This window comes from Microbacterium sp. MAH-37, assembly GCF_009758255.1.
Lineage (GTDB): Bacteria > Actinomycetota > Actinomycetes > Actinomycetales > Microbacteriaceae > Microbacterium.
On record NZ_WSEN01000007.1, the window covers coordinates 99,480 to 121,197 of the forward strand.

Annotated in this window: 22 protein-coding genes and 1 other RNA gene; 18 read left to right on the forward strand and 5 right to left on the reverse strand. The window is 69.1% G+C overall.

Going from position 1 to position 21,718, the window contains the following annotated elements; genetic code table 11:
• Positions 1-24: 24 nt before the first annotated feature.
• From GON06_RS08555 to miaA, 9 genes are all read left to right on the forward strand, one after another.
• Positions 25-2,790, forward strand: a complete 2,766-nt coding sequence (locus GON06_RS08555) for an FtsK/SpoIIIE family DNA translocase (RefSeq protein WP_157311901.1) — start codon at positions 25-27, stop codon at positions 2,788-2,790.
• Entirely contained in the window at positions 2,790-3,368 is a 579-nt protein-coding gene (gene pgsA / locus GON06_RS08560) for a CDP-diacylglycerol--glycerol-3-phosphate 3-phosphatidyltransferase (RefSeq protein WP_157311902.1), read from the forward strand. The genes GON06_RS08555 and pgsA overlap by 1 nt, the downstream gene beginning before the upstream one ends.
• On the forward strand, positions 3,365-3,847 hold the full coding sequence (locus tag GON06_RS08565; RefSeq protein ID WP_157311903.1) for a CinA family protein: 483 nt from the start codon (positions 3,365-3,367) through the stop codon (positions 3,845-3,847). Before pgsA ends, GON06_RS08565 begins: the two co-directional genes overlap by 4 nt.
• A 159-nt stretch (positions 3,848-4,006) precedes the next feature.
• The gene (locus tag GON06_RS08570) at positions 4,007-4,315 is read left to right on the forward strand and encodes a helix-turn-helix domain-containing protein (RefSeq protein WP_157311904.1); all 309 of its coding nucleotides are present in this window, start codon (positions 4,007-4,009) and stop codon (positions 4,313-4,315) included.
• A 6-nt stretch (positions 4,316-4,321) separates the two neighbouring features.
• The gene (locus GON06_RS08575; RefSeq protein ID WP_157311905.1) at positions 4,322-4,543 is read left to right on the forward strand and encodes a DUF3046 domain-containing protein; all 222 of its coding nucleotides are present in this window, start codon (positions 4,322-4,324) and stop codon (positions 4,541-4,543) included.
• A gap of 255 nt (positions 4,544-4,798) precedes the next feature.
• The gene (gene recA, locus GON06_RS08580; protein ID WP_157311906.1) at positions 4,799-5,851 is read left to right on the forward strand and encodes a recombinase RecA; all 1,053 of its coding nucleotides are present in this window, start codon (positions 4,799-4,801) and stop codon (positions 5,849-5,851) included.
• Positions 5,852-5,853: 2 nt separating this feature from the next.
• The gene (locus tag GON06_RS08585) at positions 5,854-6,717 is read left to right on the forward strand and encodes a regulatory protein RecX (protein WP_157311907.1); all 864 of its coding nucleotides are present in this window, start codon (positions 5,854-5,856) and stop codon (positions 6,715-6,717) included.
• A 54-nt stretch (positions 6,718-6,771) separates the two neighbouring features.
• Complete coding sequence (gene miaB, locus GON06_RS08590) at positions 6,772-8,319, forward strand: tRNA (N6-isopentenyl adenosine(37)-C2)-methylthiotransferase MiaB (protein WP_157311908.1); 1,548 nt, start codon at positions 6,772-6,774, stop codon at positions 8,317-8,319.
• A gap of 106 nt (positions 8,320-8,425) precedes the next feature.
• Positions 8,426-9,328 (forward strand): tRNA (adenosine(37)-N6)-dimethylallyltransferase MiaA, encoded by a 903-nt coding sequence (miaA, locus tag GON06_RS08595; RefSeq protein WP_157311909.1) that lies wholly within the window; start codon positions 8,426-8,428, stop codon positions 9,326-9,328.
• On the opposite strand, the gene GON06_RS08600 is transcribed toward miaA, so the two are convergent.
• Entirely contained in the window at positions 9,314-9,559 is a 246-nt protein-coding gene (locus tag GON06_RS08600; protein ID WP_157311910.1) for a PLDc N-terminal domain-containing protein, read from the reverse strand. The genes miaA and GON06_RS08600 overlap by 15 nt on opposite strands.
• A gap of 73 nt (positions 9,560-9,632) precedes the next feature.
• Between GON06_RS08600 and GON06_RS08605 the strand changes: the two genes are divergently transcribed.
• From GON06_RS08605 to dapF, 3 genes are read left to right on the forward strand one after another with little or no spacing between them, the layout of a single operon-like run.
• Positions 9,633-10,214, forward strand: coding sequence for a dihydrofolate reductase family protein (locus tag GON06_RS08605; protein ID WP_157311911.1), 582 nt, complete (start codon positions 9,633-9,635; stop codon positions 10,212-10,214).
• Positions 10,177-10,620 (forward strand): GNAT family acetyltransferase, encoded by a 444-nt coding sequence (locus tag GON06_RS08610; protein WP_332837303.1) that lies wholly within the window; start codon positions 10,177-10,179, stop codon positions 10,618-10,620. Before GON06_RS08605 ends, GON06_RS08610 begins: the two co-directional genes overlap by 38 nt.
• 35 nt (positions 10,621-10,655) lie before the next feature.
• The gene (gene dapF / locus GON06_RS08615) at positions 10,656-11,528 is read left to right on the forward strand and encodes a diaminopimelate epimerase (protein ID WP_157311912.1); all 873 of its coding nucleotides are present in this window, start codon (positions 10,656-10,658) and stop codon (positions 11,526-11,528) included.
• Positions 11,529-11,550: 22 nt separating this feature from the next.
• On the opposite strand, the gene GON06_RS08620 is transcribed toward dapF, so the two are convergent.
• Positions 11,551-12,195 carry a class I SAM-dependent methyltransferase gene (locus tag GON06_RS08620; protein ID WP_157311913.1) on the reverse strand — a complete coding sequence of 215 codons (645 nt, stop codon included), beginning with the start codon at positions 12,193-12,195 and terminating at the stop codon, positions 11,551-11,553.
• Between the two features lie 250 nt (positions 12,196-12,445).
• On the opposite strand from GON06_RS08620, the gene hflX reads away from it, so the two are divergent.
• Entirely contained in the window at positions 12,446-13,780 is a 1,335-nt protein-coding gene (gene hflX, locus GON06_RS08625; RefSeq protein ID WP_378736216.1) for a GTPase HflX, read from the forward strand.
• Here hflX and GON06_RS08630 read toward each other — a convergent pair.
• Positions 13,666-14,505, reverse strand: a complete 840-nt coding sequence (locus GON06_RS08630; protein ID WP_232528368.1) for an SIMPL domain-containing protein — start codon at positions 14,503-14,505, stop codon at positions 13,666-13,668. The genes hflX and GON06_RS08630 overlap by 115 nt on opposite strands.
• A 91-nt stretch (positions 14,506-14,596) precedes the next feature.
• Here GON06_RS08630 and GON06_RS08635 point away from each other — a divergent pair, with 91 nt between their 5' ends.
• The 4 genes from GON06_RS08635 to GON06_RS08645 all read left to right on the forward strand — a co-directional run bounded on the left by GON06_RS08635 (position 14,597) and on the right by GON06_RS08645 (position 17,521).
• Entirely contained in the window at positions 14,597-16,534 is a 1,938-nt protein-coding gene (locus tag GON06_RS08635) for an MSCRAMM family protein (RefSeq protein WP_232528396.1), read from the forward strand.
• Between the two features lie 133 nt (positions 16,535-16,667).
• Positions 16,668-17,037, forward strand: a transfer-messenger RNA (tmRNA) gene (gene ssrA / locus GON06_RS08640).
• A gap of 78 nt (positions 17,038-17,115) precedes the next feature.
• Positions 17,116-17,241 (forward strand): hypothetical protein, encoded by a 126-nt coding sequence (locus tag GON06_RS18980; protein WP_269778445.1) that lies wholly within the window; start codon positions 17,116-17,118, stop codon positions 17,239-17,241.
• Between the two features lie 10 nt (positions 17,242-17,251).
• Positions 17,252-17,521: a DNA gyrase subunit A gene (locus tag GON06_RS08645; RefSeq protein WP_157311916.1), complete on the forward strand. Its 270-nt coding sequence runs from the start codon at positions 17,252-17,254 to the stop codon at positions 17,519-17,521.
• 24 nt (positions 17,522-17,545) lie between these two features.
• Here GON06_RS08645 and GON06_RS08650 read toward each other — a convergent pair whose 3' ends face one another.
• A complete protein-coding gene (locus GON06_RS08650; RefSeq protein WP_157311917.1) occupies positions 17,546-18,448 on the reverse strand; it encodes a MerR family transcriptional regulator in 903 nt (300 codons plus the stop codon).
• 95 nt (positions 18,449-18,543) lie between these two features.
• Between GON06_RS08650 and GON06_RS08655 the strand changes: the two genes are divergently transcribed.
• Positions 18,544-19,566: an Atu2307/SP_0267 family LLM class monooxygenase gene (locus GON06_RS08655; protein WP_332837305.1), complete on the forward strand. Its 1,023-nt coding sequence runs from the start codon at positions 18,544-18,546 to the stop codon at positions 19,564-19,566.
• A gap of 6 nt (positions 19,567-19,572) precedes the next feature.
• On the opposite strand, the gene paaZ is transcribed toward GON06_RS08655, so the two are convergent.
• Positions 19,573-21,618, reverse strand: a complete 2,046-nt coding sequence (gene paaZ, locus GON06_RS08660) for a phenylacetic acid degradation bifunctional protein PaaZ (RefSeq protein WP_378735973.1) — start codon at positions 21,616-21,618, stop codon at positions 19,573-19,575.
• Positions 21,619-21,718: the final 100 nt, after the last annotated feature.

The following is a 21,718-nucleotide window of genomic DNA, read 5'->3' on the forward strand; positions in this document are numbered from 1 at the left end:
GTGCCCGGGAATACCGTAGAGGACATGGCCAGGAGCACCACGAAGTCTGAGCGCGCGTCCGCGGGTGCTCCCAAGAGCGCTCCGCGGCAGTCCTCCTCGCGATCGTCATCCTCGAGGTCGCCGAAGTCGGCTCCCGCGCCGAAGAAGTACGTCGACGAGCTGGACAAGCCGTCGATCGGCCTGCGCATGTGGATGGGCGTCGCGCACGGCGTCGGCGGGCTGTTCCGCGCCTTCGGCCCGGAGACCCTCGAGAAGGACCAGCGCCGCGACGGGTTCCCGTTCTTCCTCGTGCTGCTCGCCTGCATGGGCGCGGTGGTGGAGTGGTTCTTCATCGGCAACGAGGTCGCCGCGCAGATCTCGGCGTACTCGGTCGGCGGCCTGGTCGGGCGCACCGCGTTCCTGATGCCCGTGCTGCTGCTGTTCCTCGCGGGCTGGCTTTTCCGGCATCCGTCGTCCGTGCACGACAACGGGCGGATCGGCATCGGCTTCGGAATGCTGATCCTCGCGATCGCCGGCATCTGCCACGTCGCCTCCGGCACGCTGAACCCCAAGGGCGAGATGGTCTGGCCGCAGCCGCGCGACGGCATGCCGGCGCTCAGCGAGGCCGGCGGCCTGTTCGGCTGGATGATCGGGCAGCCGCTGCTGTTCCTCGGCCAGATCGTCGCCTACGTCGTGCTCAGCCTGCTCATCGGACTCAGCATCCTGATCATCACCAAGACCCCGCCGAACCGCATCGGCCAGCGTCTCGGCGATCTGTACGCCTGGATGTTCGGCGCGGAGCGTCGCGAGAAGGCCGAGAAGACGGCGGATGCCGCAGACGAGACTCCCGATGAGGATGACGGCGTGCTGCCCTGGTGGCGGCGCAACAAGACCGGCCGCGAAGAGGACCCGGACGACGGCGTCGACTCGAAGGCCATCACCAAGCTGCTCGACGAGCCGACCGCGAAGGCGGCGTACGACCAGGCGATCATCGTAGACGACCCGTCCGACGCCGCGACCGAGGTGCTCACCGACGTCAGCGCACTGACCCAGCTGCTCGACGAGCAGAACAACGCGACCGCTCTGATGGACGACTCCGGCACGACCGGCGAGCTGCCGGGCTTCGACGGCTTCGGCACGGCGGGGCCGGGTCAGAACGGGCCGCAGCCGCCCGCGGCGCCCTACGTACTGCCGTCCGCGTCCGTGCTGGCTGAGGGACCGCCTTCCGTGGCCCGCTCCGAGGCGAACGATCGCATCGTGCAGCAGATCACCAACGTTCTCACGCAGTTCAACGTCGACGCGAAGGTCACCGGATTCTCGCGCGGCCCGACGGTCACGCAGTACGAGGTCGAGGTGGGCCACGGCGTCAAGGTCGAGAAGATCCTGCAGCTGAGCAACAACTTCGCGTACGCGGTGGCTTCCAACGACGTGCGCATCCTGTCGCCGATCCCAGGCAAGAGCGCGATCGGCATCGAGATCCCGAACACCGACCGCGAGACGGTCTCGCTCGGCGACGTGCTGCGCTCGCCCGCGGCGCAGAAGAGCACGCACCCGCTGACGATCGGGGTCGGCAAGGACGTCGGCGGCAACTTCGTCGTCGCCAACCTCGCCAAGATGCCGCACCTGCTGGTGGCGGGTTCCACCGGCTCCGGTAAGTCCAGCTTCGTGAACTCGATGATCACCAGCCTGCTGATGCGGGCGAGGCCCGCCGACGTGCGCATGGTGCTCATCGACCCGAAGCGTGTGGAGCTCACCAGCTACACCGGCGTGCCGCACCTGATCACGCCCATCATCACGAACCCCAAGAAGGCCGCCGAGGCGCTGCAGTGGGTCGTGAAGGAGATGGACATGCGGTACGACGACCTCGCGTCGTTCGGCTTCCGTCACATCGACGACTTCAACCGCGCCGTGCGCGCAGGCGAGGTCGAGGTGCCCGCCGGCAGCGAGCGCGTGCTCAAGCCGTACCCGTATCTGCTGGTCGTGGTCGACGAGCTCGCCGACCTGATGATGGTCGCCCCGCGCGACGTCGAGGACTCGATCGTCCGCATCACCCAGCTCGCCCGAGCTTCGGGCATCCACCTCGTGCTGGCGACTCAGCGTCCCAGCGTCGACGTCGTCACCGGTCTGATCAAGGCCAACGTGCCCTCGCGTCTGGCATTCGCCGTGACCAGCGTCACCGACAGCCGTGTGATCCTCGACAGCCCCGGCGCGGACAAGCTGATCGGCCAGGGCGATGCCCTGTTCTCGCCCATGGGGTCGTCCAAGCCGTTCCGCCTGCAGGGCGCGTGGGTGCAGGAGAGCGAGATCGACGCGGTCGTCAAGCACGTCACCGGCCAGGCGCGCCCGGAGTACCGCCCGGACGTGCAGGAGGCCGCGGGAGCCGCGAAGAAGGAGGTCGACGAGGACATCGGCGACGACCTCGAGCTCCTGCTCGCCGCCGCGGAGCTCATCGTCACCTCGCAGTTCGGCTCCACGTCGATGCTGCAGCGCAAGCTGCGCGTCGGCTTCGCGAAGGCCGGCCGCCTGATGGACCTGCTGGAGTCCCGCGAGATCGTCGGCCCGTCCGAGGGATCCAAGGCGCGCGACGTGCTCGTCACGGGCGAGCAGCTCCCCGAGGTGATCGCGCGGCTGCGTGGTGCACCCGCCCCGGCCTCCGCTGCTGCGCCCGCTCCGCAGGCCGCACCTCCGGCACCGGCGGCGGATGCCGCGGACCCGTACCCGACCGATCCCATCGAGGCGCAGTACGACGGCCTTCCCGTCGTCGAGAGCGACGGCGATGAGGACGCCTGGGGCCTGACGGGGCGCGACTGATGGCGATTCCCCGGCAGCTCCCCAACGCGATCACCGTCGCCCGCATCCCGCTGGCTGTGGTGTTCTTCGTGCTGCTGCTCATGGGCGGCACGTACGGTCAGGCGCAGCCCGTACTGCGCTGGGTCGCTGCAGTCCTGTTCATCATCGCGATCTCGACCGACTGGGTCGACGGCTACCTGGCGCGCAAGTACGACATCGTCAGTGACTTCGGGAAGCTGTGGGATCCGATCGCCGACAAGCTGCTGACCGGATCGGGTTTCATCGGGCTGGCGATTCTCGGCGAGGTGCCCTGGTGGATCGTCATCATCATTCTGATCCGCGAGTGGGGTATCACCGTGCACCGGCTGATGATCAGCAGCGAGCACGTCGTCGCAGCGGCCTGGATGGGCAAGATCAAGACCGTCGTCCAGGCTGTCGCGCTGAGCTGGGCTCTGCTGCCCCTGCACGTCCTGGTCGGGATGACGGCATGGATCGTCGTCACCCAGACACTCATGATCACCGCCCTGGTGCTCACGGTCGCGAGTGGGGTGGACTACATCGTCGCGCAGGTGCGCGGATCACGCGCGGCACGCGGATGAGCGATGCCGCGGAGCTGATCGACGCGCTGCGCCGCCGCGGGTGGACGCTCGGCGTCGCGGAGTCGCTCACCGGGGGAGCGGTGTCAGCCGAACTGGTCTCGGTCCCGGGAGCGTCGAACGCGCTGCTGGGCGCGGTGGTCGCCTACGCCACCCCCGTCAAGCACAGCGTGCTGGGTGTCGACCAGGCCCTGCTCGATGCCCACGGCCCGGTCCATCCTGACGTCGCGGCCCAGATGGCCGATGGCGTACGCCGGGCCGTTCAGGTCGAAGCGCGGCCCGCCGACGTGGGAATCAGCACCACGGGCATCGCCGGCCCGGACTCGCCGGACGGTCAACCGGTCGGCACCGTGCACATCGGCGTCGCGAGTCCCATTGGGCGGGTGGTGCGATCGTTCGTGTTCGACGGCGACCGCGCGCAGGTGCGCCGCAGCAGCGTGGATGCCGCGATCGCCGCGGCTCTCGAACTGGTTCGGGAATAGCAGCGGGCACTTCCCGGTTTCCTCAGATGTGCTGATGACACAGCGAACGCTCACATCCGAACCACAGCGAGAAACAGTAGATTTGAAGATGCCAGGTGGGGTTAGACTGGCGATCCGTTCGGCGCGACAGTCGAACCAGACGATGGAGGGGAGGTTCCGATGATCCTTGTACGACAGGAGATCGGCGATGTGCTCAGGGACTTCCGCCTGCAGAAGGGGCGCACGCTCCGGCAGGTAGCGGGCAAGGCATCCGTCGCCCTCGGCTACCTCAGCGAGGTCGAGCGCGGTCAGAAGGAGGCGTCCAGCGAGATCCTCGCATCGGTCGCCGAAGCCCTCGACGTCCCCATCTCGACCATCATGCGTGAGGTCGGCGACCGCATCTCGGTGCTGGAAGGCATGCAGGTCTTCCCCGATGTGGTGCCCGACGACCTGGTGGCCTCGGTCGAGCCCGAGTTGTCGCTGCGCTGATCGCGGATGCGTCGCAGTGAGTTCCTGCGCGCCGTCGACGACGAGTTCGGCGCGCGTGCAACGGCCCTGACTCAGGATCTCGTGCTGAGCAGCATCGGTCGTACGGCTGTCGAGGCATTGGATGCGGGCGTGCCGCCGCGCGACATCTGGCTCGCGCTCTGCGAGGCCGCCGACGTCCCGCCGAACCGCAGGTACGGTGTCGGGCGTCTGGAGCCCCGTAAACGCTGACCGTGCATCCGCACTTCTGATCGATGCTGTGACGGCGTGTCGTCGAATAAGTGTTCGATAGGCGCGTATCGTTCTGCACAGATGGGTTCCAGCCGGAGTCTTCCCACAGCAAGGGCTGTCGACGACGTGATGTCGGAGGCCCCGCCTACGGTGAAGACATGGCCTGAAGCCATACGCCTTGTCTCAGATCCGACCCCGCCGGGGTCGGGCGCGACAGCCTACAGGCGGCAGAACTCGAGCACGAAGGAGCACGTCATGCCCTCACCCGCAGACCGCGAGAAGGCCCTGGAATCCGCCCTCTCCCAGATCGACCGCCAGTTCGGAAAGGGCTCGGTCATGCGACTGGGCAGCGACGAGCGCGCCCCGGTCGAGGTCATCCCCACCGGATCGATCGCGCTGGACGTCGCCCTCGGCATCGGAGGACTGCCGCGTGGCCGCATCATCGAGATCTACGGCCCGGAGTCCTCGGGTAAGACCACGCTGACTCTGCACGCGATCGCCAACGCCCAGCGCGCAGGCGGCATCGCCGCGTTCATCGATGCGGAGCACGCCCTCGACCCCGACTACGCGAAGAAGCTCGGTGTCGACATCGACCAGCTGCTGGTGTCGCAGCCCGACACCGGTGAGCAGGCGCTCGAGATCGCCGACATGCTGATCCGCTCGGGGGCGATCGACCTGGTCGTCATCGACTCCGTCGCGGCCCTGGTGCCGCGTGCCGAGATCGAGGGTGAGATGGGCGATTCGCACGTCGGCCTGCAGGCCCGCCTCATGTCGCAGGCGCTCCGCAAGCTGACCGGTGGCCTGAACCAGACCAAGACCACCGCGATCTTCATCAACCAGCTGCGCGAGAAGATCGGCGTGTTCTTCGGATCGCCCGAGACCACCGCCGGCGGTAAGGCGCTGAAGTTCTATGCGTCGGTGCGCCTCGACATCCGCCGTATCGAGACGCTGAAGGACGGTTCCGACGCGGTCGGTAACCGCACCCGCGTCAAGGTCGTCAAGAACAAGATGGCACCGCCGTTCAAGCAGGCCGAGTTCGACATCCTGTACGGCGTCGGCATCTCCCGTGAGGGCAGCCTGATCGACTTCGGCGTCGAGCACGGCATCGTCAAGAAGTCCGGTTCCTGGTACACCTACGACGGCGACCAGCTCGGCCAGGGCAAGGAGAACGCCCGCAACTTCCTGATCAACAACGACGACATCGCCCTGGCGATCGAGACGCAGATCAAGCAGAAGCTCGGCATCGGCGGGGCCGCGGCGCCGGCCGAATCCGCGGCCGACGAGCTGGCGCAGCGCCGCCCGGCCTGATCATGACGGCAGTCGACGGAGGCGAGCGCGACGACGATCGTCTCGCCCCCGTGATCCCGTTGTTCGGGTCCTCCTCCGTGCCCCGCTCTCGGCGGGGCACGAAGGACGGCTCCGGATCGGACTCGAACGAGGGCAGCGACACCGCTGTGCCGCGTCGCACCGGCGAAGCCGGCCTGTGGCGCTCCAGCTGGGACGAGGGCGATGTAGAACGCCCTGCCGACCCGGGTGCGCGGCATCCGGCCTATGGCACGCATGCGCGTGCGAACAGCGAGGGTGAGCAACCGGCCACGGTGCCGCGGCTGCGCGCGCTCCGGCCCGCGCACGCAGCGGATGCTGGCGACGATGCGGCGACGCGCGATCCCGATGAGCTCCGGAGGGTGGCTGAGGAGAGCCTCGTGCGCAAGCTCCGCAGCCGCGCCATGTCGGTGTCCGAGGCGCGAACCGCCCTGCGAGCGGCAGGGCTCGAAGGCGACCAGGCCGATCAGGTCATCGACGACTTCGAGCGCCGTAAGTATCTCGACGACCGCACGCTCGCTGGACATCTCGTCACCGCGGGCGTGGAGCGCAAGGGACAGGGGCGCGTGGCACTGTCCCGCGCACTCGCGCAGCGCGGCATCCCGCGCGACATCGTCGACGATGCGCTCGCGGAACTGCCCGACGACGACGAGGAGCGCGCCCTCGAGTACGCCAGGAGCAAGGCCCGCAGCATGACCAGGCTCGACCCCGACGCCGCGCTGCGACGTCTGGTCGGCCAGCTGTCGCGCCGCGGATATGGCGGTTCGGTAGCGATGAACGCGGCGAAGACCGCACTGCGCGAGGCTGCGGGCGGTTCCTCGCGGGGTGTGCGGTTCGTGGAATCGGACTGAGGGCGCGGCAGGCGGAGCGCACGTGCAGAGTCCGCTCGTAGAATGGACGGCATCATGATTACTCCGCGCAGCGAACCGACGATCATCGCGCCGTCGTCGGCAGCGATCGACGCCACGGGGCACCACCGCTCCTACGAGGTGCGCACCTTCGGGTGCCAGATGAACGTGCATGACTCCGAGCGACTCTCCGGTTCTCTGGAGAGCGCCGGCTACGTGCGTGCCGCTGACGGTGAGGACGCTGACGTCGTCATCATCAACACGTGCGCCGTGCGCGACAATGCCGCCGGCAAGCTGTACGGCACGCTCGGGCATCTGAAGTCCAAGAAGGACAACCACGACGGCATGCAGATCGCCGTAGGCGGCTGCCTCGCGCAGATGGACAAGGACGCTGTGCTCGACAAGGCGCCCTGGGTGGACGTGGTCTTCGGCACGCACAACATGGGTTCGCTGCCGAGCCTGCTCGAGCGGGCCCGTCACAACGGCGAGGCCGAGCTCGAGATCCTGGAAGCACTCGAGGTGTTCCCGTCGACTCTGCCCACCAAGCGCGACTCCGCGCACAGCGGCTGGGTGTCGATCTCGGTCGGCTGCAACAACACCTGTACCTTCTGCATCGTGCCCAGCCTGCGCGGCAAGGAGAAGGATCGCCGTCCCGGCGACATCCTGAACGAGATCCGCCTGCTGGCCGACGACGGCGCGATCGAGGTCACCCTGCTCGGGCAGAACGTGAACTCGTACGGCGTCGAGTTCGGCGACCGTCAGGCGTTCGGCAAGCTGCTGCGCGCCGCCGGTGAGATCGAGGGCATCGAGCGGATCCGCTTCACCAGCCCGCATCCCGCCGCCTTCACAGACGACGTCATCGACGCGATGGCCGAGACGCCCGCCGTCATGCCGCAGTTGCACATGCCGCTGCAATCCGGCAGCGACCGCATCCTGCGCGCCATGCGTCGGTCTTATCGCAGCGAGCGGTTCCTCGGCATCCTCGACCGCGTGCGGGCGAAGATCCCGAACGCGGCGATCACCACCGACATCATCGTCGGCTTCCCCGGCGAGACCGACGAGGACTTCGAGGACACCATGCGGGTCGTCGAGCAGGCCCGGTTCTCGGGGGCGTTCACGTTCCAGTACTCCATCCGCGAGGGCACGCCCGCCGCGACGATGGAGGACCAGGTGCCGAAGGAGGTCGTGCAGCAGCGCTACGACCGCTTGATCGCGCTCCAGGAGCGCATCTCGCTCGAGGAGAACCAGAAGCAGGTCGGGCGCGAGCTCGAGGTGCTGGTCTCGGTCGGCGAGGGCAAGAAGGACGCCGAGACGCACCGCCTCACCGGCCGCGCCGAGGACAACCGCCTGGTGCACTTCGAGGTCACGCCCGGCTCCGATCTGCCGCGCCCCGGTGACGTCGTGACGGTGAAGGTGACCCACGCGGCGCCGTTCCACCTGCTCGCCGACGACCCGACGGGCGCCCCGCTGCGCATCCGCCGCACCCGTGGCGGCGACGCCTGGGACCGTGCGCAGGCCGAGAGCTGCGCGCTGCCCGAGCCCGGTGCGTCCGGCTCGGCGGGCACCGTGCGCCTGGGGCTGCCCACGCTGCGCGTGGGCGTGTGACCGGCATTCGCGCCACTCAGACGGTCGCAGAAACACGGGATGTCGCCGACCTTCGACCGACCGTCTGCGACATCCGGGATATCTGCGACATCCGGGCGGCGGCAGGATGACTCGGCTGTGGGCGATCGTCGGCGCGACCGGCACGGGGAAGAGCGATCTCGCTCTCGACCTCGCCGAGGCGCTCCGCGCGCAGGGCAATCCGGCGGAGATCGTCAACGCCGATGCCATGCAGCTGTACCGCGGCATGGACATCGGCACGGCGAAGCTGTCCGAGGGCGAGCGCCGCGGCATCCCGCACCACCTCTTCGACGTGCGCGAGGTCACGGAGGAGGCCGCGGTCGCGTGGTATCAGCCGCTCGCCCGCGCGGCGATCGCAGGCATCCACGAGCGCGGCGGCGACGCGATCCTGGTCGGCGGCTCCGGTCTCTACGTGTCGAGCGTGATCTTCGACTTCCGGTTCCCGCCGAGGGATGCCGCGCTGCGCGCCGAGCTCGAGGCGGAACTCGAGGCGCAGGGTACCGGGGTCTTGTTCGCGCGGCTGCAGCAGCTCGATCCCGTCACGGCGAATAAGATCGACCCGAAGAACGGACGCCGGGTCGTCCGCGCGCTCGAGGTTCTCGCGCAGGGATCGGAGACCCACGGCGCCACTCTGCCGGATGCCCCGGTGCTGTGGCATCCCGACTCGCGCATCTTCGGACTGCACGTCGAGCGCTCCGTCCTCGTGGAACGGCTCGACCGCCGGGTGGAACGGATGTGGGAGAACGGCCTCGTCGACGAGGTACGCGGACTGCGAGGGCACGGTCTCGAGGACGGCGTCACCGCGCGTCGCGCGATCGGCTACGCGCAGGCGCTCGCCGAGCTGGACGGGCGGATGTCCGAGGCCGAGGCGATCGCCGAGACCCAGGCGCTGACCCGGCGCTACGCGCGCCGCCAGGTGTCGTGGTTCAAGCGCTATCCGGGCATCCGCTGGATCGAGCCGGGCACCCCAGCGGACTCACTCCTCGACTGAGAGCTCGTCGGGCTTGACCCCGAAGGCGAAGTAACTCGCCGGGCCGATCCAGTTCACCAGGATCACGGGGATCCATGCGGCCTTCGGCCCGCGCACCTGCCGGGCATCCCGAGCGGTGAGATCCCAGAACGCCAGTGCCGCGAACGCGATCTGCGCGATGCCCAGGATCGTGAAGAGCACCTTTCCGCCGGCGCTGATCTGCTTCTTCTCGGACCTCGCATCGCAACCCATGCCTCGAGTCTGGCCCACATCAGCACGAGGAGCGAGGGTTTCTCATGTCGGTGGCCAGGAGCACCATGAGATCATGACCACCCACTTCTACACCGCGTCGTCGCTGGACGGCTTCATCGCCACCGCCGATCACTCCCTGGACTGGCTGCTCAAGCAGGACATCGACATGGAGGGCCCGATGGCGTACCCGGGGTTCGTCGCCGAGGTCGGGGCGCTGGTGATGGGCTCGTCGACCTACGACTGGATCCGCCGACACGAGGGCGACACCTGGAACTACGCGCAGCCGACCTGGGTGCTCACCCATCGCGACCTGGCGGAGATTCCGGGTGCGGACATCCGCTTCGCTCAGGGTGACGTGCGCGCGGTGCACGAGGCCATGACCGCGGCGGCGTCCGGCCGCGATCTGTGGGTCGTCGGCGGAGGAGAGCTGGCCGGTCAGTTCGCCGATGCTGGTCTGCTCGACGAGGTGTGGGTGCAGTATGCACCGGTGACTCTGGGATCCGGCGCACCGTTGCTGCCCCGTACTCTTGATCTCGAACTCATCGACGTCGCGCGCAACCGGGCGTTCGCCTGCACGCGCTACCGCGTGCTGAAGGGTGCGCAGAACGGAGACACCAGTGACCGTGCAGCTGAGGACGTTCGTCAGGGCGGATGAGAGCGCCGTCGTCGCACTGTGGGAAGAGGCCGGGCTGACCCGGCCATGGAACGACCCGCATGCCGACATCGAGCGCATGCTCGCGGTCTGGCCGGATCTGCTCGTCGTCGCCGAGGACGCCGGCCGGATCGTCGGCACTGTCATGGCGGGCTATGACGGTCACCGCGGATGGATCTACTACCTCGCCAGTGCGGCCGACCGTCGCGGCGAGGGAATCGGCCGGATGCTGGTGGAGGAGTCAGAGCGCCGCCTAATCGCCCTGGGCTGTCCGAAAGTGCAGCTGATGGTGCGTCCGGGGAACGAGATCGTCTTCGCGTTCTACGACCGCATCGGCTATGAGCGCTTCGACATCGGCATGACCGGAAAGCGCTTGATCGTCGACGCTCCGGCTGAAGCCGTCGTCTGAACGGGAGACCTGCTCGGGCTGAATAGACTGGGCGCATGGTCGCATTCACCAAGGGACACGGCACCGGCAACGACTTCGTCATCATCGCCGACCCCGACGGCGAGCTCGAGCTGAGCGCCGAGCAGGTCGCGGTGCTGTGCGACCGCAACTTCGGCATCGGCGCCGACGGCGTGCTGCGCGTCGTGCGCTCCGCCGCCATCGCCGACGGCGCGGCCGCGCTCGCGGAGGAGCCGAACGCGGAGTGGTTCATGGACTATCGCAATGCCGACGGCTCGGTCGCCGAGATGTGCGGCAACGGCATCCGGGTCTTCGCGCACTATCTGGTCCGCTCGGGGCTCGCCACTCTCGACCCCGGCTCCACCCTGCCGATCGGCACCCGCGCGGGCGTCCGCGATGTGATGCGCGGTGAGACCGGCTACCAGGTCGACCTCGGCCTCTGGCGGCTGGTCGACGGGGACCCTCTCGTGAAGGCACGCGGCCTGGCTGTGGCGCGACCCGGCACCGGCATCGACGTCGGCAACCCCCACGTCGTGGTGGCTCTGGCGTCCGAGCAGGAGCTTGACGAGCTCGATCTGCATGCGGGTCCCGTGCTGGAGCCGGCGCCGGCGCACGGCGCGAACGTCGAGTTCGTGGTCCCGGGTGAGCCTCTCGTGCGGGACGGCATCGGCCACGTGCGGATGCGGGTTCACGAGCGCGGCGTCGGTGAGACGCTCAGCTGCGGCACCGGCGTCGCCGCGACGGCACTCGCCGTGCGGTACTGGGCGGGGGACAAGGCACCGAACGACTGGCGCGTCGAGGTGCCGGGCGGGAAGCTCGGAGTGCGCATGTTCCCCGCCGAGGATGGCGAGCACGTCGCCCTCTCGGGACCTGCCCAGCTCGTCTACACCGGCGAGATCGACCTCGCGTGAGGCCTCGCCGGGGCCGGAACGCTCAGGACGGGATCGCCACCGGCTCGGTCGGCGGGGTGCCATGCCGGCGCACCTTCAGCACCCGGTAGCCCTTGCCGGTCGCGGCGCGGAACACGCTGTACCCCGGATCGAACGTCGCATCGATCCAGCGCTGCAGCGAGTCGGCGCCGAGGTTGCGCTGTACGACCAGCCACGCATCGCTGCGCTCGTCGAGCCTGGGGATCCAGCGCTCGAGCATGCCGTGCAACTCGTTCTTGCCCACGCGGATCGGCGGGTTCGAGCGGATCGTGCGGAACACCACGTCGTCGGGAACATCGTCGGGCAGCACAGCGTTGACGTTGGTGAGGCCGAGCGACTTGGCGTTGCGGCGCGTCAGATCGAGGGCGCGTTCGTTGACGTCGACCGCCCACACGGTGGCGTGAGGGGCGGACAGCGCCATGGTCAGGCTGATCGGCCCCCACCCGCATCCGAGGTCGAGGAAATCCCCGCTCGGCGGCAGTGGCGGCATGTTTGCGAACAGCACAGCGGTTCCGGCATCAAGGCGGTCGGGACTGAAGACACCGCCGGCGGTCGTGACTTCGAGGTCACGGCCGGCGAGGGTGACGCGGATGTTCCGCAGGTTCTCCGCACTGGCCGGGGTCGCGGTGAAGTAATGGTCGGACCCCATACCGCGAGCGTAGCGGACGCGGCGGGCTAGGGTTAAGACGCTATTCAGAGAAAGCAGGAATCCGGACCGGATGACGAACTCCAAAAACAACGACGACAACACGCAGGACTCTCTGGACCGGGTGCTCGCGAACGCCGAACCACGCATCGAGCCGATCGTCTTCGGCGGCGCGCAGGCGCTGCAGGATGCCGCGACCGCGGGCTACGGCTCCGCCGACGGCGACCAGTGGGACCTCGAGGACCGGCATGCGCTGCGACGCGTGGGCGGGCTGTCGACCGAACTCGAGGACGTCACCGAGGTCGAGTACCGCCAGCTGCGGCTCGAGAACGTCGTGCTCGTCGGCGTCTACCCGCAGGGCGCGCAGGACGATGCGGAGAACTCGCTGCGTGAGCTCGCCGCCCTCGCGGAGACGGCCGGTGCCGTCGTCCTCGACGGGCTGCTGCAGCGTCGCCCCCATCCGGACCCCGCCACCTACCTCGGCCGCGGCAAGGCCGAGGAGCTGCGCGACATCGTGCGCGCCGTCGGTGCCGACACCGTCATCGCCGACACTGAACTGGCTGCCAGCCAGCGGCGCGCCCTGGAGGACGTGGTCAAGGTCAAGGTGATCGATCGCACCACGGTCATCCTCGACATCTTCAGCCAGCACGCGAAGAGCCGCGAAGGCAAGGCGCAGGTCGAACTCGCGCAGCTCGAGTACCTGCTGCCGCGCCTGCGCGGCTGGGGCGAGTCGATGAGCCGCCAGGCCGGTGGCCAGGTCGGCGCCGGCGGCGCCGGCATGGGGTCGCGCGGACCGGGTGAGACCAAGATCGAGCTGGACCGCCGCCGCATCCGCACGAAGATGGCGCTGCTGCGCAAGCAGATCCGCGACTTCGCACCGGCGCGGGAGGCGAAGCGTGCCGAGCGGCATCGCAACGCGATCCCGTCGGTCGCGATCGCCGGGTACACGAACGCCGGCAAGTCGAGTCTGCTCAACGCGCTCACCAGCGCCGGCGTGCTCGTCGAGAACGCGCTGTTCGCGACCCTGGATGCCACGGTGCGGCGCTCCGAGACCGCCGACGGCCGCGTCTACACGCTCACCGACACGGTCGGGTTCGTGCGGAACCTGCCGCACCAGCTCGTGGAGGCGTTCCGCTCCACGCTGGAGGAGGTCGCCGAGTCGGACGTGATCGTGCACGTCGTCGACGGATCGCACCCCGACCCCTCGGCGCAGCTGCAGACCGTCCGCGACGTCATGGGCGACCTGGGCGCGCGCGACATCCCCGAGATCGTGGTCTTCAACAAGGCGGACCTGCTCTCCGACGATGAGCGCCTCGTGCTGCGCGGTCTCGTGCCGGGAGCGCACTTCGCCTCCTCGCGCACGGGGGAGGGCATCGAGGAGCTGCGCGCGGCGATCGAGGAGACGCTGCCGATGCCCGCCGTCGAGGTGCGAGCACTCGTGCCCTACGACCGCGGCGACCTGGTCTCGGCCGTTCACGAGAGCGGCGTGCTGATCTCCGCGGAGCATGAGGAGAACGGCACAGCGATCCACGCGCACGTGTCCGAGCGCCTCGCGGCCGAGCTCGCGCCGTTCTCCACCGGGTCCTGAGCGCCCTTCGTCTCGTCGCTGCGCTCCTCGCTCAGGATCCGCGCAGGGGGAGGAATGGCGTCAGCTCGCGCTGAACCGCGCCTCGACGGTAGCGGACACGACGATGTCCTCCGCTTCGTAGACCATGCCCGGCCGCCCGAGGCGTCGAAGGCCGCCGCACGCATGAGCATCTTGCCCTGCGGCGGGCCCGCCGACTCCTGACGGGAGATCAGGCCGAGGTCGGCGATCTCCACAGGCTGCACGTTGTGCAGGCCGAGGGCGGCGGCGTAGGCCTCGGCACGGGCGACGGCGACGGACACGGCCTCGGCCGCGACATCCCGCTCGGTGCGTGCCCGGGTCTGAGGAGTGAGCTGCCAATCCACGCCGCCGATCTCGACGCCGTCGCGCACCGCGACATCCGAGACCCAGAGCGAGAGCTCCGACGCCTCGGCGAACGTCACGGTGAAGGAGATCGCCGCGTGGTGCACCGGCGCGAGCCGCTTGCCCTCGTTGTTCCACGGACGCTCCGCGTGCACGGTCATGCGGGTGCTCGACCACTCCACGACGGCATCGGAGTCCTTGCGGTCGACGATGCTCTGTCGGATGGGCTCCGCGAGGCGTGTGGCCTCGTCGACCGCGGATGCGCGCTCGGCGCCCTCTGCGCGGATCGTGAGATGGACCACGGCGCGCTCGGGTGCGATGCGGGCCTCGTTCTCGCCGCGGACGGTGATGATGACGTCGCTCATGAGGGGACTCTACGGCACCCGCCGACCGTCGGAACGGGCGCAGGCCTGGGCAATCAGGATTTGGTATGCCAAGATGTGGCGTGTGCGACTGATGAGGGGGAGCGTCATCGGCCTGCTGGCCGCTGCCGCCGTGCTGACGACGACGATGACCGCGAGCGCTGCGACCGAACGGTCCTGGGCGCAATGGGCGCCGATGGGTGGAACATCCGGGGCGTACACCGGGGAGGTGTCGATCGCCGAGACGCCGCAGCTCGACGCGACGTATTCGAGCACCTCGAGATCCGGCTCGGTCGGAGTGATCTCTGGAGCCAGCACCTGGCTCTCCGAAGGCACGCCGGTCGGCGCGGTCTACGGGTCGAGCCGGAACCAGCAGTACCTGAACCTTCGCCCCAAGGCGGACAACGCGTCGTCCCCGTCGATCACGACCTACGCGTTCGCGCAGGCGACTCCGGCATCCGGCTGGGCATTCACGCTCGGTGACATCGACGCCGACGCCGTGCAGATTCGCGCGATCGGGCCGGACGGCACCGCGCTCACCGCGGCGCAGCTCGGTTTCCAGGGCGGCTTCAACTACTGTGCCCCGGGCGTCGCGGGAAAGCCGTCCTGCACGGGCGACGCCGCCGATGTCCCGACTTGGGACGCGGGAAGCAGCACGCTCACCGGCAATGCTGGCGCCCTGGACACGCAGGGAGCCGCCGCTTGGTTCCAGCCGACCTCGCCGATCTCCTCGCTGACCTTTACGTTCACCCGCCGTGCGGGCTTCCCCGTGTACCAGACCTGGTTCTCCGCGATCACCCGCGGCGTGACGGGAGTCGTCCAGGACACGACCGCCGGCGCCCCGATCGGTGGTGTGCCGGTGCGCCTCACCGACGCGAGCGGTGCCGTGATCGGCGAGACCGTCACGGCCGCGGACGGCACCTATTCGTTCCCGAGCGCGGTGGCGACCGACGGGTACACCGTCGACATCGTGCCGCCCGCGGGGAAGACCAGCGATGAGTCCAGCCGCCCTGTCGACCTGACAGATCAGGACGGCGTGGCCGATTTCTCGGTGCGCGACATCGTGCCGGTCGCCGTGTCCGGCACGGTCCGGGATGCGAACGGAGACCCGATCGCGGGAGCCGTCATCACCCTCGACGACGGGACCACGGTGCGGACGAAGCCGGACGGCACGTACCTCATCGACACGGTCCCGGTCGGCGAGCACACCCTCACCGTGGCCGCGCCGGATGGCTACACGGTGATCTCCTCGCCGGCCCCGTTCACGGTCCCCGAGAACTCCGAGACCCCGATCACGGACCAGGACTTCGTGCTCCAGGAGCTTCCGGCGCTGTCCGGGACCGTGACCGCTGCCGGCACGGGAGTGGGGGGTGTGGTGGTCACCGCGGAGGGGCCCGGCGGCACGGAGCACGCCGTCACCGCCGCGGACGGCAGCTATTCGTTCCCGGGACTCACGGCGGGCGACTACACGGTGCGCGTTGAGACCCCGAACGGTTATGTCGCCTCGGGTCCCGCCGCCCGGGAGGAGGCCGTCGACGCGGCCGACGTGACCGGCGTCGACTTCGCTCTGGCTCGTCTGGGATCGGTCTCGGGCATCGTCACCACCACGGACGGAGACGCTCAGCCCGGGGTGACGCTGCGGATCACCGGCCCCCAGGGCACGGTGACGACGATCACGGAGGCCGACGGAGGCTACGGCCTGGGCGACCTCCCGCCCGGGGAATACGAGATCGAGATCGTGCTGCCCGACGGATTCGCTTCAGCATCCCCGACGTCGCGCACGATCACGATCACGGATGCCGGTGAACTGATCGAGGGGCAGGACTTCGTCCTCACCCCTGCGGTGGTCACCCCGACCCCCACCCCGGATCCGAGCGGATCGACGGAGCCGACCCCCGCGGCGCCGTCCGACGCCTCCGACGACGGTCTGGCGACGACGGGCGTGGACCCCTGGCCGGCGGTCGGCACCGGGGCCGCGTTGCTCGCGCTCGGTGCGATCACGCTGATGGCGACACGTCGTCGCCGGGCCTGAGCCATGCGCGGCGTCGGTGCCGGCGTGGAATGGCGCGGGCGCCGCATCCGTTGTAGTCTGTAGAGCTCGGCTGCGATGCATCCGAGGTGGTAAATCAACAGTGCGACAGCGGCTCCTTCGCAAGAAGGTCCACGGGGCTGATCGGTTTCGACGGCGCCTGTGAATCCACGAGAAGCGGGCCGAGGATGCAGGGTTATCTCGTGAACGCTCCCTGCAAAACAATAAGTGCCGATGCAAAGCGCACTGACTTCGCCCTCGCTGCGTAAGCGAGCCCGATAGTCCGTCAGGCCGTATGTGATTCCGATACGGATCCTGGCGTCATCTAGGAATCTTGCTGTGTGACGGCGTCTGGACGTCACACGGGACTCTTCCCAGGCTGGGCTTGTCGACTTAGGTGTCTGTGACAAAGGTCGGAGCCGAGTAGAACGTCTGCACAGACTGCGCCCGGAGAAGGCGTGGAGACTCAGCGTCGGACGGGGGTTCGATTCCCCCCAGCTCCACAGAACCGCTGTCGCACATCAAGAGGCCCGCCTTGCTGGTGAACACCGGGAAGGCGGGCCTTCTTGTGCAACCATCGACGCATGGACATCACGGATGATTCTCCGCAGGTGGGGCCGGCCGACGTCGACGAGGACGCGCTCGGAGACTTCGTCGCCCTCGCCGGCGAGTCGGGCTCCACCGACGAGCTGCGGACGAAGCCGGAATAGGCTGGCGCTCATGTCCGACCTGCAGGTTCTGAGAGCGCGTCACGACGTGATCGCAGCTCTTCTTGTGGCCGCTGAGAATGCTGAGCACGTGATGCGGATCTGTTCATCTGCAGCACCCGATGCTGCGGATGAGCTGGTGCGGACGTTCGGCGTCAGCGATCTTCAGGCACAGGCAATCCTGGAGATGCAGCTTCGGCGATTCGCTCCTGAAGCCGCCGCCGCCATGCGAGCCGAACTGGTCGAGGTCAGCCGCCGCATCAGTGAGATCGAAGCGCGCTAGCCGCAGCACGCTCGGACCGTCTCCTCAGGAGGAGGGCTTCTCCATCTCCGCGAGTGCGCCGGTCAGCCGGGCGCGCGCATCCGGATCTGCCGACGGGACGCGCTCGGAGATCATCCCGATGATCTCGGATGCCGCCTGCGGCGAGACAGCGAGGCTTACGAGCAGTTCGATCGCCTCGACGTCGTCGACGCCCTGCACGATCAGGTCGACGAGCGCGGGTACCGCGTCCAGATCTCCGCGGCGGCCGCGGATCAGTGCGGCGCGAGCGCGGACGACAGTGTCGGAGTCGGCGAGTGCTCCGGCGAGTGCGGCGAGCGCCCGGGCGCTGCCGATCTTCTCCAGGGTCACAGCGGCCTTCCGGCGCTGTGCGACGTCCGGAGACTCCAGCGACGCCTTGAGCAGCGGGACGGCGCGATCGCCGATCCGAGCGAGTGCCCAGTCCAGCGCCCCCGCAGCGTTCGGGTCGCTGTCGACTGGCGGCGCCGGCTCGACTCCCGCGGCATCGTCCGCGGGAGCGCGCGCCGCGGCCTGTCGGCGGGCGGGCGGCTCGGCGGACTCCACCCCGTGCATCAGGCCGACGATGTGCAGGGCCGCGGCCCCTTGCGCGGTTTCGCCGCTGCGGAATCGCTCCAGGCGACGGACCAGTTGCTGCTCCCGCGCCATGCGCTCGGCCGTGTCGATGAGAAGGCGGTCGACGACCGCAGCGGGGGAGAAGTCGGGTGAATCGAGCACGTCGGCGACCTCGGGGAGGCCCAGTCCGGATGAGCGCAGCGCCTCGACGTGGAACAGTCTCTGAACATCGGCGTCGGTGTACCGCCGATATCCACCGGCGGTGCGCTCGCTCGGGGACACCAGTCCGATGCTGTCGTAGTGGCGCAGCATCCGCGTACTGATGCCGGTCTGCGCCGCGACTTCGCCGATGAGCATCTCCACATTCCACCGCTGAGATTGTCACGGTGTCAAGGTCATGTCCGTGTCCCGGCCGGCGGAATATATGCGGATGCATAGAGGTTGGGGCTGACGTGAGCGATATCGAGTTCGGGCTGGACACGTTCGGGGGAGTCACCAAGGACGCCAAGGGGCAGAGCCTGCCGCATCCGCAGGTGATCCGGGATCTGATCGACGATGCGGTCGTCGCCGACCAGGCAGGACTGGACTTCTTCGGCGTCGGCGAGCACCACCGCCCCGACTTCGCGGTGTCGAGCCCGGAGATGGTGCTCTCGGCCATCGCCGCGAAAACCGAGCGGATCCGCCTCGGATCCGCGGTCACCGTCTTGAGCTCGGACGACCCCGTGCGCGTCTTCGAGCGTTTCGCGACGCTCGACGCCGTCTCGAACGGGCGTGCCGAGATCGTCGCGGGGCGCGGCTCCTTCATCGAGTCCTTCCCGCTCTTCGGCTACGACCTGCAGGACTATGAGGTGCTGTTCGAGGAGAAGCTCGACCTGCTCGCGGCGCTGCTCAAGGAGGAGCCCGTGACCTGGCAGGGGTCGACGCGCGCTTCGCTGACCGACCAGCGCGTCTTCCCGACCACAGAGCGCGGTCTGCGGGCCTGGGTGGGCGTCGGAGGCAGCCCGGACTCCGTGGTGCGCACGGCGCGGCACGGCCTCGGCCTCTTCCTCGCGATCATCGGCGGCCCCGCCGCGCGGTTCGCACCGTACATCGACCTGTTCGAGCGCGCGCAGGACCAGTTCGGTGTGGAGCGCCAGCCCGTCGCGGTGCACTCGCCCGGCCTCGTCGCCGAGACCGACGAGAAGGCCCACGCCCTCGTGCGTGACGGCTGGTTCGCGATGCGTACCCGGATGGGCCAGGAGCGCGGCTGGCCGCCGCCCGCAGTCGGCGACTTCGAGCGTGAGATCGAATCCGGCGCGCTGTACGTCGGGTCGCCTGAGACGGTCGCCCGCAAGATCGCCGCGACGCTGCAGATGCTGAAGGTCGACCGCTTCGACTTCAAGTACGACCAGCCCGTGCAGCACGCCGCTCACCAGCGCTCGATCGAGCTCTACGGTGAGAAGGTCGTGCCCATGGTGAAGGACATGATCGCCTGAGCGCGTTCATTCCGTCGGCGGCCACTCCTTCGCCACGAGGGTGAGCACGTCGTAGGTCGCGACCGGCTCGTCGTTCTGGTTGACGACGACGGCATCCCAGCGCACCTCGCCGTAGTCGGCCGAGCTGCGCGGAGTGAGCTGCTTCACCGTCAGCGTCACCCGGATGGTGTCGTCGGCCTTGACCGGAGTGAGGAAACGCAGCCCGTCCACGCCGAAGTTCGCGAGCACGGGGCCCGGATCCGGGTCGACGAACAGGCCCGCTGCCAGCGAGACCACCAGGTAGCCGTGCGCGACGATCCCGCCGAACAGCGGGTTGTTCGCCGCCGCCTCCGGGTCGGTGTGCGCGTAGAACCGGTCGCCGGTGAAGTCGGCGAAGTGGTCGATGTCGGCCAGCGTCACCGTGCGCGGCGCCGAGACGATGCTGTCGCCGATGCGCAGGTCGCGCAGGCTCTTGCGGAACGGATGCACGGCCTCCACGGTGCGCACCGAACCGGTCGTCCAGCGGCCGGTGATCGCGGTCATCATGTCGGGGGAGGCCTGCACGGCCGTGCGCTGCATGTGGTGCAGCACCCCGCGGATGCCGCCGAGTTCCTCGCCGCCGCCGGCGCGACCCGGGCCCCCGTGCACGAGCATCGGCAGCGGACTGCCGTGCCCGGTCGACTCGGCGGCGTCGTCGCGGTCGAGCACCAGCACCCGGCCGTGCCAGGGCGCGAGCCCCAGCACGATCTCGCGCGCGAACGCCGGATCGTGGGTGACGACGGATGCCACCAGGCTGCCGCGTCCGCGCGCGGTCAGCGCGATCGCCTCGTCCACCGTCCGGTAGGTGATGACGGTGCTGACCGGTCCGAAGGGCTCGACGTCGTGCGGCTCCTCCGCGCCCTCGTGGGCGCGGAGCAGGATCGGGGAGAGGAATGCCCCGGCCGCGGCATCCGCTCCGACCACCTCGACGCTGTCGGGGTCGCCGAACACCAGGTCGGAGCTGCGCCGCAGGGTCGCGACGGCCCGACGCACCTCCTCGCGCTGACCGATGCTGGCGAGCGCGCCCATGCGCACCCGCTCGTCGGTCGGATCGCCGACCACTGTGCGCGCCAGCCGACCCGACACCGCCGCGATCACGGCATCCGCCATCGCCTCCGGCACGATCGCCCGGCGGATGGCCGTGCACTTCTGGCCCGCCTTGACCGTCATCTCGGCGACGACGCCCTTGACGAACAGGTCGAACTCCGGGTCGTCGACGGTCACATCCCTGCCCAGCACGGAGGCGTTCAGCGAGTCCGCCTCGACCTGCAGCCGCACGCCGCGCTCCTGCACGGCGGGGTCGCGTCGCAGCAGGTCGGCCGTCGCTGCGGAGCCGGTGAACGAGACCGAGTCCTGTGCGTCGAGCATCGCGAGCAGGTCGCCGACGCCGCCGGAGATCAACTGCAGCGCGCCCTCCGGCAGGATGTCGGACTCGACGATCCTGCGCACGACGGCCTCGGTGAGGTAAGCGGTCTGGCTGGCCGGCTTCACGATCGTGGGGAGCCCGGCGAGGAAGGCGGGGGCGAGCTTCTCGAGCATGCCCCAGACCGGGAAGTTGAAGGCGTTGATCTGCACCGCCACGCCGGGCCGCGACGTGTAGACGTGCTGGCCGAGGAACGTGCCGCCCCTGCCGAGCTGCTCTACCGAGCCGTCCAGGTACACGATGTCGTTCGGCAGCTCGCGCTTGCCCTTGCTCGCGTAGGAGAACATGGTGCCGATGCCGCCGTCGATGTCGACCGCCGAATCGCGCTTCGTCGCTCCGGTGCGTGCGGAGAGTGCGTAGAACTCGTCCTTGTGCTGCCCGAGCATCAGTGCGAGCTCCTTGAGCATGCTCGCCCGCTCGTGGAAGGTCAGGGGACGGATCGCCGGACCGCCGACGCGCCGTGCGTAGTCGACCATGGCAGCGGTGTCGAGGCCTGCGCTCGAGATGCGGGCGATCTCGTTGCCGGTGGCCGCATCGAGAAGGGGCGTGCCCTCGTCGTCCGCGCGGAACCAGTTGCCGGCGGCGTAGCTCTCCAGAAGTGGGCTGGTCACTGGGGCATCCCTTCACTCGTCATCGAGGGCGCGGGGCGGCATTGCGCGACTCGCATCCGTGTGTCAGAGTAGTACAGAACGGTCGGTCAGTAAATAGGGC

Excerpts from the sequence above, each read along its gene's own strand:
- pgsA (WP_157311902.1), top strand. The coding sequence starts at position 2,790 with ATGGCGATTCCCCGGCAGCTCCCCAACGCGATCACCGTCGCCCGCATC.
- GON06_RS08585 (WP_157311907.1), top strand. The coding sequence starts at position 5,854 with ATGACGGCAGTCGACGGAGGCGAGCGCGACGACGATCGTCTCGCCCCC.
- dapF (WP_157311912.1), top strand. The coding sequence starts at position 10,656 with ATGGTCGCATTCACCAAGGGACACGGCACCGGCAACGACTTCGTCATC.
- GON06_RS08600 (WP_157311910.1), bottom strand. The coding sequence starts at position 9,559 with ATGGGTTGCGATGCGAGGTCCGAGAAGAAGCAGATCAGCGCCGGCGGA.
- GON06_RS08565 (WP_157311903.1), top strand. The coding sequence starts at position 3,365 with ATGAGCGATGCCGCGGAGCTGATCGACGCGCTGCGCCGCCGCGGGTGG.
- recA (WP_157311906.1), top strand. The coding sequence starts at position 4,799 with ATGCCCTCACCCGCAGACCGCGAGAAGGCCCTGGAATCCGCCCTCTCC.
- GON06_RS18980 (WP_269778445.1), top strand. The coding sequence starts at position 17,116 with ATGGACATCACGGATGATTCTCCGCAGGTGGGGCCGGCCGACGTCGAC.
- GON06_RS08555 (WP_157311901.1), top strand. The coding sequence starts at position 25 with ATGGCCAGGAGCACCACGAAGTCTGAGCGCGCGTCCGCGGGTGCTCCC.
- GON06_RS08635 (WP_232528396.1), top strand. The coding sequence starts at position 14,597 with ATGAGGGGGAGCGTCATCGGCCTGCTGGCCGCTGCCGCCGTGCTGACG.
- GON06_RS08570 (WP_157311904.1), top strand. The coding sequence starts at position 4,007 with ATGATCCTTGTACGACAGGAGATCGGCGATGTGCTCAGGGACTTCCGC.
- GON06_RS08630 (WP_232528368.1), bottom strand. The coding sequence starts at position 14,505 with ATGAGCGACGTCATCATCACCGTCCGCGGCGAGAACGAGGCCCGCATC.
- miaB (WP_157311908.1), top strand. The coding sequence starts at position 6,772 with ATGATTACTCCGCGCAGCGAACCGACGATCATCGCGCCGTCGTCGGCA.
- miaA (WP_157311909.1), top strand. The coding sequence starts at position 8,426 with ATGACTCGGCTGTGGGCGATCGTCGGCGCGACCGGCACGGGGAAGAGC.
- GON06_RS08620 (WP_157311913.1), bottom strand. The coding sequence starts at position 12,195 with ATGGGGTCCGACCATTACTTCACCGCGACCCCGGCCAGTGCGGAGAAC.
- GON06_RS08575 (WP_157311905.1), top strand. The coding sequence starts at position 4,322 with ATGCGTCGCAGTGAGTTCCTGCGCGCCGTCGACGACGAGTTCGGCGCG.
- GON06_RS08645 (WP_157311916.1), top strand. The coding sequence starts at position 17,252 with ATGTCCGACCTGCAGGTTCTGAGAGCGCGTCACGACGTGATCGCAGCT.
- GON06_RS08650 (WP_157311917.1), bottom strand. The coding sequence starts at position 18,448 with ATGCTCATCGGCGAAGTCGCGGCGCAGACCGGCATCAGTACGCGGATG.
- GON06_RS08605 (WP_157311911.1), top strand. The coding sequence starts at position 9,633 with ATGACCACCCACTTCTACACCGCGTCGTCGCTGGACGGCTTCATCGCC.